This window comes from Polaromonas sp. P1_E11, from assembly GCF_056405995.1.
Genome location: NZ_JBFUBA010000002.1, coordinates 717,208 through 729,092 on the forward strand (window position 1 = coordinate 717,208; position 11,885 = coordinate 729,092).

Consider the following 11,885-nt stretch of genomic DNA (forward strand, 5'->3'; position numbering starts at 1 on the left):
GGAGCTCAAGATGGAGACAGGCATGGGGTTCAAGTCGATTCGCAAACTGCTGGGCTGGGTTTTACTGGCACTTGTTGCGGCTGGCGCACCGCTGTCGTTTGCCAGCGAGGTCACCGTCAGGTCCTTCACCTCAAAGGCCTTGAACACAGACTACCGATACACGGTCTACCTGCCGGACGGCTATGAGAGCGGCAGGCTGCGCTACCCGGTGCTGTTTCTGCTGCACGGCAACGGCGGCGACCACAATGACTGGCTGGTCAAGGGCCAGATCCAGGCGACCATGGACACGCTGGTCCGGGAAGGCCGCGTCCAGCCGGCCATCATCGTGATGCCCGGCGGCGGCTCCACCTGGTGGGTGGACGGCAACAAGGACAAGGCGGAGACCGCGCTCATCAAGGAGCTCATCCCGCACATCGACACCACCTTCAGAACCGTCACCGCGCGCGAAGGCCGCATGATCGGAGGGCTGTCCGCCGGCGGTTTCGGCACGGTGAACGCCGTGTTCAAATACCCCGAACTGTTTGTTTCCGCCGCGGCGTTGAGCCCGGCGATCTATTCACCGACACCCCCGGGCCACTCTTCGGCCATGCAGGTGGCGCCGTTCCAGGCAGGCGGCAAATTTGACCAGGCCTCATGGGACCGCCTGAACTACACCGCCAGCTGGGAAGCCTACAAAAGCAAAAAAATCGTGGTGCCCCTGTACATCAACAGCGGCGACCACGACACCTTTTCCATTGCCTACCACTCGGCCGGCCTGTTCCAGAAATTGTTTGAATACCAGCCCAAGCTGGTGGAATACCGAGTCGTCGACGGCGACCACGAATGGCCGGTGTGGCGCGACACCATTGGCGACGCCATCAAGTACATGAGCGGCTTTGCCAGCCGCCCCCAGGTCGCCAAGCCCTGATGCTGTAGGGGGCAGAAACCAAAACGGACGCCCTTTGCAGGCGTCCGTCCAAATCAGTCGCGTAGATGTCCGTTACGCCTTCGGCAAGGTCACCCCAACCTGCCCTTGGTACTTGCCGCCGCGGTCCTTGTAGCTGACCTCGCAGACGTCGTCCTTGTCGCTCTCGAAGAACAGCACCTGCGCGCAGCCCTCACCCGCGTAAATCTTGGCGGGCAACGGCGTGGTGTTGGAGAACTCCAGCGTTACGTAACCTTCCCATTCGGGCTCAAACGGCGTGACGTTGACGATGATGCCGCAGCGCGCATAGGTGCTTTTGCCCAGGCAGATGGTCAGCACATTGCGCGGGATGCGGAAGTACTCCATGGTGCGGGCCAGCGCAAAACTGTTGGGCGGGATGATGCAGCTGTCACCGTGGAAGTCGACAAAACTTTTTTCGTCGAAATTCTTCGGATCCACCACCGTGCTGTGGATGTTGGTGAAAACCTTGAATTCAGGCGCGCAGCGAATGTCGTATCCGTAGCTGCTGGTGCCATAGCTGATGATTTTCTGGCCGTCCCGCTGGCGGATCTGGCCGGGTTCAAAAGGCTCGATCATGCCGTGCTGCTCGGACATGCGGCGTATCCATTTATCGCTCTTGATGCTCATGGGATAGGGCTCCTGTTGTGGCTGTGATTGTAAGTTGGGGCTGGAGTGCCCTCCCCACTGACCGTCAGTCCGGAGGCAGCCAGCCTTCCTCACCAAGGGGGCCCGTCGGCAAAAGGCACGGGCTGAGGACTATCGCTGCCCCACAATCCGATAAAAGCGCCGCGGACGCATGGACGGGGAAAGTGCCGCTGGTCAAGACATCACATTCCGCGTAACGTTGCCCCTACGACAGGCACAGGTGCAAGCTGAACTGCCGTTGTCCCATATCTGAAGCCGGTTCATGCGAGGCGCCCCACTATGAAAACAAGTTCTACCCAGAACAAGGACCGTATTCTTGTCGTGGACGGCAGTCCCGGCATTCACGATGCCTTTCGCAACCTGCTTGTTGAAAATGAGAATGCGCGAGGGACATTCGAACTGGATGGTGCCCGCGACGCACGCGAAGCGCTGGCCCTGGTACAACAGTCACTTCTGGCTTCGCGCCCCTACACCGCGGCATTTATCGGTGTTTCTAATACGGCGGGAGGAAGTGAGCTCGAAATAGCGCCTCAAATATGGGCGCTTGATCCGAGGGTCCAGATGGTGCTTTGCGTGGAGCGGCCGGGTCTTTCTTCTGATGTGCTGCGCACAGCCATGGGAGCCATGAATAGCAGGTGGCTGGTGCTCAAGACGCCGCTTGATCCTGTAGAAGTCATTCAATTGGCGTACTCCCTGGCAGAGAAGTGGCATTTGCAACAACTCGCCGGGTCTCATCCAGGCGGGCACCCTGAGGCGGATGCTACGGAGAAGGGGAGCGCGGCGGCTGACTCCCAGATCAACGAGCAGGATTTGTTGCGCACGCTTCTGGACAACGCTCCCGATCACATTTACTTCAAAGATGCGCAGTCCCGCTTTCTCAAATGCAGCAAGGCACAGGCGCTGCAGTTTGGGGCATCGCCGGAGGAGCTGGTGGGCAAGACGGATCACGATTTTTTTTCCGAAGAGCATGCGCGCCCCGCCTACGAGGATGAACAGAAAATCCTGCGCACAGGTCAGCCGATCATCGGCAAAGTGGAGAAGGAAACCTGGAAAGACGGACGCGGTGAATCCTGGAAGCTGAGTACAAAGATGCCGCTGCGCAACAACGCCGGGGCCATCATTGGTACCTTCGGTATTTCCAAGGACATTACTGCCCTGAAGCAGACTGAAGCAGCGCTGGCGCATCACCATGATCTGCTGACTACGCTGATGGAGAGCTCTCCAGATTCCATCTTCTTCAAGGATCTGAAATCACGTTTGGTAAAAGTCAGCCGCTCGGAGGTTCACAACCTCCTGCGGCTATCGATCAGCCGCTATCGCGCAGCACATCCGGACATGGTTGAGGAGACACTTCCACCGCATTTGGCCAGTGTGGAGGAGTTTGAAAAGTATGTGATTGGTAAAACCGATGCAGACATTTACGGCCAGGACAGGGCGAGTGAATTTAGCCACGACGAAGAAGAGATTATCCGGACGGGGAAGCCGATCCTCGAAAAGAGCGAAAAAACCGTTCATCCTGATGGGCGTGTCGTCTGGTACCTCACCAACAAGGGCCCCTGGAGAGACAGGAACGGCACACTGATCGGAACCTTCGGGACTTCGAAAAACATGTCCGAATTGAAGGAGGCGGAACGAAAAATTGAAGAGGTTCAAGCCCAGCTGCTCACTACGGCGCGCCTGGCGGGCATGGCAGAGATCGCAACCAACGTGCTGCACAACGTGGGAAACGTTCTCAATAGCGTCAACGTGTCGGCCGAATTGATCAGCAGCCAATTGCGGACGTCCAAGCTCAAGGGGCTCGCCCGCTCTGTGGGTTTGATGGACGCCCACATCGGGGATTTGGGGGAGTTTTTGACGCAGGACAGCAAAGGCAAGCTGTTACCCGCCTATCTGCGCGAATTGGCCCGGACACTGGAGGCAGAGCATGAATCCATCGCGAAAGAACTCGACGCACTTTGCAGCAGTGTGGACCATATCAAGCAGGTCATCGCGACCCAGCAATCATACGCAGGCACCCCGCGTGTCGTCGAATCCGCCAAAGTGGATGAGTTGCTGGACGACGCGCTGCGCATGAATGCGGATGCACTGACGCGCCACAAAGTGGATGTTGAAAAAAAATACGCAACGTTGCCTACCCTTTTGCTGGATCGGCAACGCGTGTTGCAAGTGCTGGTGAACCTGATCAGCAACGCCAAGCAGGCTTTTGGCACGATTGCAGACAGGCGCCCCGTTATCGTGCTCAATGCTGTTTTGCTGGAAGGGCCCGTGCTGCGCATCACGGTGACAGACAATGGGGAAGGCATCGCACCGGAGAACCTGACACGCGTTTTCTCCCACGGCTTTACCACCCGCAAAAACGGGCACGGCTTTGGTCTGCACAGCTGCATTCTGGCCGCACAGGAAATGGGCGGTAGCTTGCATGTCCACAGCGACGGCCCCGGGCAAGGCGCATCGTTCATCCTGGAGATTCCCGTCGCTACTGCGCAGGTTCATTGAACCGGTTGGTACTGCGCCGCCCTCACGAGACACCGGTGCGCTAAATGGCCTGAGAAATGACCGTCTTCTCAACCAACCGGTCATCACCCAACACAATCAGCGCGAACAGCAGTTCGTCCAGGCTGGCGGCTTGCGCCGTCTTGCGCGCCAGCAGCGGCGTGGCCTGGAGATTGAGCACGACGAAGTCGGCTTCGCAACCGGGCTGCAGGTTACCGACAACGCCTTCCAGGCCCAGTGCACGCGCCGCACCCGCCGTGTGCTGCCACCACAAGTGCTGCGGCTTGAGCGACAGGCCGGTTTTGGTCTGCCCCTCCCTTCCCACGTAGTAAGCCGCCAGCATGGTGTGGAAAGGGCTGAACGAGGTGCCGCCACCCACGTCGCTGGCCAGGCCATAGGGGAAACCGATGCGGTCTGCACCCTCGTAGTCAAAAAAACCGCTGCCCAGAAACAGGTTGCTGGTCGGGCTCACGGCTGCCGCCGTGCCGGTGCCGCGCATCAGGGCACGGTCTTCGTCGTCAATGTGGATGCAATGCGCATATACGGCGCGCGGGCGCAACAGTCCGAACTGTTCGTAGACGCTGAGGTAGCTGCGCGCCTTCGGGTAAAGCTGCCGCACCCAGGCGATTTCGTCCCTGTTTTCGGCGACATGTGACTGGATCCACACATCCGGGTATTTCGCCGCCAGCTCGCCGGCACCGTGCAACTGCGCCTCACTGCAGCTGGGCACGAAACGCGGTGTGATGGCGTAGCCCAGCCGGTCCACCCCATGCCAGCGCTGGATCAGCGCTTCGGTGTCCCGCAGGCTTTGCACCGTTTCGTCGCGCACGCCGTCAGGGGCGTTCTGGTCCATGAGGCATTTGCCGGTCATGAGGCGCAGCTGGTTTTTCTGTGCCTCAGCGAACAGCGCGTTGACTGATTCCACATGCGAGGTCGCGAAAGCCAGCGCCGTGGTGACTCCGTTGCGAAGCAATTCTGCTATGAAAAACGTAGCTGCTTGCGCACAGTAGTCCTGACTCGCGAAGCGTTTTTCTTCTGGAAAGGTATAGTTTTCAAGCCAGGGCAGCAGCCCTTCGGCAGGCGAGCCAATCACGTCCAGCTGCGGATAGTGAACGTGCATGTCGACAAAACCCGGCGCGATGAGGCGGCCCGGCAGGTATTCGGTGGGCACCTCGGCGAACTGTGAAACCAGCGCGTGGTAGCTGCCGACGGCTTGCACCACCTGGCGGCCTTCTGCGTCGGGCCCGGTTACCAGCAGGCCATCGGCCTCATAAACGGCCTGCGCAGGCGCGGCAAAGTACAAAAGGGCGGCGCGATAGGCTTTCATGGCTGCAAGATTAACCCAGTCAACGGCGGGCGGAATATTCAGAACCCGATAACGCCTATAGGGCTTATCGGGCTTTTTGGGCCTGTTGCCAGCCGGACGGCCTGGTTCAGCGGCTTACGCGGCAGCCGTCGCCGAGCGAGGCGCGCCAGACACGTACCGAAGTCAGGCCCGGCAGGCGTGCGTCCAGCTTGCGAAAGATGAACTGGCACAGGTTTTCCAGTGTGGGCGGACCCAGACCTTTCACGTCGTCGAGCAGGTGGTGGTCCAGATCCTCGCGCAGTACGTCGATTTCGCGCCGCACCAGGCCGAGGTCCATCACCATGCCGGTTACCGGGTCGGGTACGCCGGCCAGGAAAACTTCGGCGTTGTAGGTGTGGCCGTGCACGCGCTTGCTGCTGTCGGCCTCGATGACACGCTTGAGCGTGTGGGCTGCATCAAAGTAAAAAGTCTGGCTGATTTCGCAGCGCATGGGGGCTGCCGTGGTTTTTGTTGTGCTCATCGGATGCCCGTGATCTTGTGGGTCTGCAGGCTGAGGCGCCACGCGGGGCGGGCCATGCACAGCCGGATGCAGGTTTCGGTGTTCTGCTGGCGCTGGGGGTTGTCCATGGGCTGCAGGTAGCGGTGGGTGAAGTCGGCAGCTTCCAGTTCGGCCAGGTCAAAACTGCTCTGCGGCCACACCACCTTGAGTTCATGGCCCGCGCGTTGCACCCAGGGCGCGCCGGCCTTGGGGCTGACGCAGATCCAGTCGATGCCCTCGGGCGCGGCGATGGTGCCGTTGGTCTCGACCGCGATCTGGAAGCCGCGCGCGTGCAACGCGGCAATCAGTTCGGCATCGACCTGCAGCAGCGGCTCGCCACCCGTCATCACCACAAAGCGGTGGCTGCTGTCACCGGCCGGCCATTGCGCAGCGATGCGGTCGGCCAGCGCATCGGCAGCGCGAAACTTGCCGCCCAGCGTGCCGTCGGTGCCCACAAAGTCGGTGTCGCAAAACTTGCAGACGGCGGTGGCGCGGTCCTGCTCACGGCCTGTCCAGAGGTTGCAGCCGGCAAAGCGGCAGAACACCGCCGGCCGCCCGGCATTGGCGCCCTCGCCCTGCAGCGTGTAGAAAATTTCCTTGACCTGGTAGCTCATGGCGCGGCCTGCGCAGGCATCTGCGGTCGCAAGGTCAGTCGGAAAACTGGGGGGGAAAGAGAAATAAAACAGGCGCCCACAGCGGCCGGAAGACCAGGGGTCGCGAGGTTTTTATACATGGTAGTCCTCTACATGGCCCCGGAAACAAAGCAGATGCCGGCGCGCCGAGGCAGCACGCGAACCCTGATTTTAACGGCCAACGGCCGATGGCGGTATTTCGGGGGATTTACCGGCCAATAGCGGCTTCAAGGTGCGGGAGCTTCGTGCGCCTGTTTTTCGAGCCAATCGCAAAATCTGTCCAGCCGCACATCCGCCCTGGCCCGGCGCCTGGCCACGTACTGGTAGCTGCTTTCCTCAAAGCCCAGCGGCGCCACCAGCCGCTCTGCGCGGATATCGTCCATCACCAGGTGCCAGGGCGCGATGCAAACGCCCAGCCCAGCCACTGCCGCCTCAAGCGTGAAGTAATAGTGCTCAAACTCCGGACCGTCCTGAATGGGGAGGGCAAGGCCGCGCGACTCGCACCACATCTTCCAGGCATCCCGCCGCGTTCGGGTGTGCAGCAACGGCAAGCGGGCCAGGTCGATCGCTTCGCGCACATTCGCCTGATTGGCGAGCGCAGGCGCCATGACAGGTCCCAGGCGCTCCACAAACAGCGGCAGCAGCGTGGCCGATTTTTCGCTGTCCCTCCCATCTACCGTTATGACGAGGTCGTAGCGGTCACGGTCCACATCGACCACACGCTCGGCGGCGCTGAGCCGGACGTCGATATCGGGATGGCGCGCATTGAAGTCATAGAGACGCGGAATCAGCCACTTGACGGTGAAGGTGCTGAAACAGGAAACGTCCAGCGTTCCGGCCTCGCTGCTGCGCACTTCACGCACGGCGGCTTCCATCTGGTCCAACGCAGTGGAAAGGGCCGGCCACAGCGCGGCGCCGGCATCGGTCAGTTGCGGTTTGTTTTTGGCGCCTTCAAAGAGCGGCACGCCCAAGGACTGCTCCAGCTGGCGCACCTGACGGCTGATGGCCCCGGGGGTCACCGACAACTCCTCAGCTGCAGCCGTCATGCGGCCCAGCCGGGCAGCAGCTTCAAAGGCACGCAGGGCATTCAAAGGTGGAAGATGGCGTTTCATCATTATGTGAGTTTATGGCACATATAACTTGCGAACAAATCGCTTTTCCTGGGCGTCATTGCTTGCCAGAATTGCCCGCATCCCGGTGAAAGCTTCAATTCACCGCCCTCTATTAAATTGAGAAAAAATCACATGCCTTTTGTCCGTACCAGCGTCCACCACAGCAGCAGCCCCGAGCAACGGCAAGGCATCGTCGACGGGATTCACCAGGCGCTGGTCGACAGCATTGGCATGCCTGAAGACGAGCTTTTTAATTTGGTCAGCGGCTACGATGCGCAGCAGTTTTTCTTCAGCCGCAGCTTCAACGGCATGGCGCGTTCAGAGCAACCGGTGGTCGTCGAGATCACGATGCGGCGTGGCCGCAGCGACGCGATGAAGCGCGCACTCTATGCGGCCATCGCGCGCAATTTAAAGGCCAACGCCGGTGTTGCGGCCGACGACGTTTTCATCTTCATGCATGAGAACGACTATTCGGACTGGTCGGTGGGCGGCGGCAAGTTCGCCATGGCGCTGGTGCAACAGCCCGGTCCTCACTGAGCCCTAACTGATGAGCGATGCACTTACTTCTGCGCCGCAGCGCCGCCAGCCGGCAACACCGGATAAGCCTTCGCCATCCACAGATACATCACCGCTCCCACCAGCAGCGAGGCTGCTGCAATTTCCAGCGAGAGCGTGAAACCCGCGCCGGCGTTGGGCGTGCGCCGCAGCAGCACCGCGACCAGCGGCGGGCCGAGGATCTGGCCAACACCGTAGGTGGCTGTCAGCAGGCCCATGAAACTGGCGGCCGTGGCGGGTTTGAGGCGCCGCACTTCCTGCATTGCAAAAAAGGTGATGGCGGTAAACGGGATACCCAGCATCAGGCTGCCGATGGCAAAGCCTGCGAGGCTGGGGCTCCAGAGACTGGCGGCGATGCCCAGCGCCTGCAAAAAGTAGCAGCCAGCCAGCAGCAGGCGGAAATCTTTGCCCGGCGGCAGGCGTGTGGCCAGCAGCGCACCCACCATGACGCCCAGGCCGAAGATGGGCCAGAACATGTCCAGCCAGGCTGATCCCGGCAAGGCCGCACGCGCAATCACCGGCAAAAACGTGGCGGTGATGATGTAGCCAAAACCGGCCAAGCCGTAGGCCAGCGTGAGCAGGGTCATTTCGGCATGGCCGTGGTGCTGTGGCGCATCACCCGGCCGCGCAGCAGCGCGTGGCACCAGTGCAGTCAGGCGTTCATCGCCGCCGCGCAAGACATGCCAGACCGAGGCTGTCAGCGCAAACGCCAGCACGCCGAAAATCATCCAGCCGGTGGCGGCCGTCCAGTGCCAGGCCACCATGCCGGTGGCAAACAGGCCGCTCACCAAAATGCCGGCGCCCGGCCCGACGTAGATGATGCCGCCCATCGCGGGCACGCCGCGCCTGGCCAGCTGGGACAGGCACCAGCCCGAAGTAAACACAAACACCACCGCGCTGGTCACGCCCGCGGCAAAGCGCAGCAGCGGCCATGCAGCCGGAAAATGCCAGCCCATCGCCAGCGTAAGCACACCGGTGGCAACCAGACCGGCGCGCACCAGAGACGAATACGCCAGGTGCGGCAGCCACTTGAAGCGCGCCCACAGCCAGGGCTGCAGCGTGCAAAGAATCGCACCCAGCATGTAGCCGAAGTAGTTGGCGCTGGCCAGCCAGCTGGCCGTCGGCAAATCGACCACGCCGTCGTTGAGCATCATCGGCAGCAGCGGCGTGAAGGCAAAGCGCCCGAGGCCCATGGCCACTGCCAGCGCCACCAACCCCGCCAGAGCGATGGGCCAGGGATTGTGGGCGACAAGGGTTTGCCCTTCTTTTGGCGTCAACGCCATACACAGTTCTCCGTCATGTTGAATTCAGGCCGCACCCCGGGGGCAACACGCTGAGGGGCTTATTGAAATGTTTCGAAGGCCTGGTTGAGGCGGTCGATATAGCGGGACTTTGCCGAGGCTTCGATGAAGCTTGCCTCAAAGCTGTTGCGCGCCAACGCATAGGCATGCTGCGAATTCAGTCCCGTCGCAGCAAAAGTCTGCGTGAAATTGTCATTCATGTAGCCGCCAAAATAGGCCGGGTCGTCTGAATTGACGGTAGCCACGAGCCCGGCATCGAGCAGCTCGCGCAGGTTGTGACTCGCAAGATCCGGGAACACGCAGAGCTTGAGGTTGGACAGTGGGCACACAGTCAGCGGAATGCGGTCCTGGGCCAGGCGTTGCATCAGTGATGCGTCGCGGCTGGAACGCACGCCGTGGTCCACGCGCTCTACCTTGAGCACATCGAGCGCCGTCCAGACGTATTCGGGCGGGCCTTCCTCACCGGCGTGGGCCACCAGATGAAAGCCCAGCTCGCGGCAGCGCGCAAATACGCGGGCAAACTTCTCGGGCGGGTTGCCGACCTCGCCCGAATCCAGCCCGATGCCGATGAATTTGTCGCGAAACGGCAAGGCCTGCTCCAGCGTTTCAAACGCGTCCTCCTCGCTGAGGTGACGCAGAAAGCACAGGATCAGCGAGGCGCTGACGCCCAGCCCGGCTTGTGCATCCACACAGGCACGATGCAGGCCATTGACGACCGTTTCCATGTTGACGCCGCGCGCCGTATGCGTTTGCGGATCGAAGAACATTTCGGTGTGCACCACGTTGTCAGCGGCGGCTTTGCGCAGGTAGGCTTGGGCCATGTCGTAAAAGTCCTGCTCGGTGATGAGCACGCTGGCGCCTGCGTAGTAGATGTCGAGAAAACTCTGCAGGTTGGTGAAGGCATAGGCGCTGCGGAGTTCTTCAACGCTGGCATAGGGAATGTTCACGCCATTGCGGCGGGCCAGCGCAAAGATCAGTTCGGGCTCAAGCGAGCCTTCGATATGCATATGCAGCTCGGCTTTGGGCATGCGCTTTAGCAGCGCGGGCAGGCGGTCTGCTGACACGGGTTTTACATTGAACGGTGTGGGCGTCATTTCAACTCCAGAAACAAAAAAAGCTGCCCGAAGGCAGCTTTGAAACTACGTTGCGAGCGCTCCGGCCCAGGAACTGTTGCCCCAGGCACGGCGCTGCGTCCATTATCCTCAGTTGCCGGGAACCTTGCCTTCGACACCCTTGACATACGTCTTCAGGCCGCCGAGAAATTTGTCGTCCGCCACCACGTCCTTGGCCAGCAGTTCCTTGCCGGTGTTGTCGGTGATCGGGCCTTTCCAGATCGAGAAGCTGCCGTCCTTCAGGCCTGCCTTGACTTCGTCGATGCGCTTTTTGGTGTCGTCCGGCACGTCGGCGGCAATCGATACGATGTCAATCGCGCCTTCCTTGACGCCCCACCAGGAAGCCGTGTTGCCGGTCCACTTGCCCTCAAGCGCCTCACCCACGGATTTCACGTAGTACGGGCCCCAGTTGATGATGGCCGATGCCAGGTGGGCCTTGGGGCCGTAGGCGGTCATGTCTGAATCCCAGCCGAAAGCGCGTTTGCCCATTTTTTCGGCGGTCTGCAGCACGGCAGACGAATCAGTGTTCTGGAACAGCACGTCGGCGCCGCCGTTGATGAGCGCCGTGGCAGCCTCGGTTTCCTTGGGTGGGTTGAACCATTCATTGACCCACACCACCTTGGTCTTGACCTTGGGGTTGACCGACTGCGCGCCCAGCGTGAAGCTGTTGATGTTGCGCACCACTTCAGGAATCGGCACCGAGCCGACCACGCCCAACGTGCCGGTCTTGCTCATCTTTCCCGCGATCACGCCGGCCATGTAGGCGCCTTCGTAGGTTCGGCTGTCATAGGTACGCATGTTCTCGGCCTGCTTGTAGCCGGTGGCGTGCTCGAACTTCACGTCTTTGGTATCGCCTGCCACTTTGAGCATGGGTTCCATGTAGCCGAAGGTGGTGCCGAAGATCAGCTTGGCGCCGTTATTGGCCATGTCGCGGATCACGCGCTCGGCGTCAGCCGACTCGGGTACTCTTTCGACGAAGCTGGTGACGACCTTGTCGCCATAGGCTTTCTCCACGGCCTTGCGGCCGTTGTCGTGCGCAAAGGTCCAGCCGCCGTCGCCCACCGGGCCGACATAGGCAAATGCGATTTTCAGGGGTTCGACCTTGGCAGGTGCGGCGGCCGCCGGCGCGGGCGCTGCAGGCGCCGCTGCCGGCTCTTCCTTCTTGCCGCAGCCCATCAGGGCTGCCCCAGCTACAGCCGACAGGGCCGCCAGCTTGAGCAGGGAACGTTTTTGCAGGTCAGTCATGTGAACTCGCTTTCGTTTTTA

11 protein-coding genes are annotated in these 11,885 nt (G+C 61.0%); 3 read left to right on the forward strand and 8 right to left on the reverse strand.

Features of this window, described 5'->3' with window-relative positions:
• Positions 1-10: 10 nt before the first annotated feature.
• Positions 11-907 carry an alpha/beta hydrolase gene (locus AC1D11_RS10885; protein ID WP_477647863.1) on the forward strand — a complete coding sequence of 299 codons (897 nt, stop codon included), beginning with the start codon at positions 11-13 and terminating at the stop codon, positions 905-907.
• Between the two features lie 72 nt (positions 908-979).
• Here AC1D11_RS10885 and dcd read toward each other — a convergent pair whose 3' ends face one another.
• On the reverse strand, positions 980-1,552 hold the full coding sequence (gene dcd / locus AC1D11_RS10890; RefSeq protein ID WP_457279872.1) for a dCTP deaminase: 573 nt from the start codon (positions 1,550-1,552) through the stop codon (positions 980-982).
• Between the two features lie 297 nt (positions 1,553-1,849).
• Here dcd and AC1D11_RS10895 point away from each other — a divergent pair, with 297 nt between their 5' ends.
• Positions 1,850-4,066 carry a PAS domain-containing protein gene (locus AC1D11_RS10895; protein ID WP_477651024.1) on the forward strand — a complete coding sequence of 739 codons (2,217 nt, stop codon included), beginning with the start codon at positions 1,850-1,852 and terminating at the stop codon, positions 4,064-4,066.
• A gap of 40 nt (positions 4,067-4,106) precedes the next feature.
• On the opposite strand, the gene guaD is transcribed toward AC1D11_RS10895, so the two are convergent.
• From guaD to AC1D11_RS10915, 4 genes are all read right to left on the reverse strand, one after another.
• Entirely contained in the window at positions 4,107-5,390 is a 1,284-nt protein-coding gene (guaD, locus tag AC1D11_RS10900) for a guanine deaminase (RefSeq protein WP_477651025.1), read from the reverse strand.
• 106 nt (positions 5,391-5,496) lie between these two features.
• Positions 5,497-5,859, reverse strand: coding sequence for a 6-pyruvoyl trahydropterin synthase family protein (locus tag AC1D11_RS10905; RefSeq protein ID WP_477647895.1), 363 nt, complete (start codon positions 5,857-5,859; stop codon positions 5,497-5,499).
• Between the two features lie 26 nt (positions 5,860-5,885).
• Entirely contained in the window at positions 5,886-6,521 is a 636-nt protein-coding gene (gene queE / locus AC1D11_RS10910; RefSeq protein ID WP_477647860.1) for a 7-carboxy-7-deazaguanine synthase, read from the reverse strand.
• Between the two features lie 245 nt (positions 6,522-6,766).
• Positions 6,767-7,654 (reverse strand): LysR substrate-binding domain-containing protein, encoded by an 888-nt coding sequence (locus tag AC1D11_RS10915; RefSeq protein ID WP_477647859.1) that lies wholly within the window; start codon positions 7,652-7,654, stop codon positions 6,767-6,769.
• A gap of 129 nt (positions 7,655-7,783) precedes the next feature.
• On the opposite strand from AC1D11_RS10915, the gene AC1D11_RS10920 reads away from it, so the two are divergent.
• Complete coding sequence (locus AC1D11_RS10920) at positions 7,784-8,188, forward strand: tautomerase family protein (protein ID WP_477647858.1); 405 nt, start codon at positions 7,784-7,786, stop codon at positions 8,186-8,188.
• Positions 8,189-8,211: 23 nt separating this feature from the next.
• Here the strand turns inward: AC1D11_RS10920 and AC1D11_RS10925 are convergent, their stop codons facing one another.
• The 3 genes from AC1D11_RS10925 to AC1D11_RS10935 all read right to left on the reverse strand — a co-directional run bounded on the left by AC1D11_RS10925 (position 8,212) and on the right by AC1D11_RS10935 (position 11,864).
• Entirely contained in the window at positions 8,212-9,489 is a 1,278-nt protein-coding gene (locus AC1D11_RS10925) for a YbfB/YjiJ family MFS transporter (protein ID WP_477647857.1), read from the reverse strand.
• 59 nt (positions 9,490-9,548) lie between these two features.
• Entirely contained in the window at positions 9,549-10,601 is a 1,053-nt protein-coding gene (locus tag AC1D11_RS10930; RefSeq protein ID WP_477647856.1) for an adenosine deaminase, read from the reverse strand.
• Positions 10,602-10,709: 108 nt separating this feature from the next.
• Positions 10,710-11,864 (reverse strand): BMP family ABC transporter substrate-binding protein, encoded by a 1,155-nt coding sequence (locus tag AC1D11_RS10935; RefSeq protein WP_477647855.1) that lies wholly within the window; start codon positions 11,862-11,864, stop codon positions 10,710-10,712.
• Between the last annotated feature and the right edge of the window lie 21 nt (positions 11,865-11,885).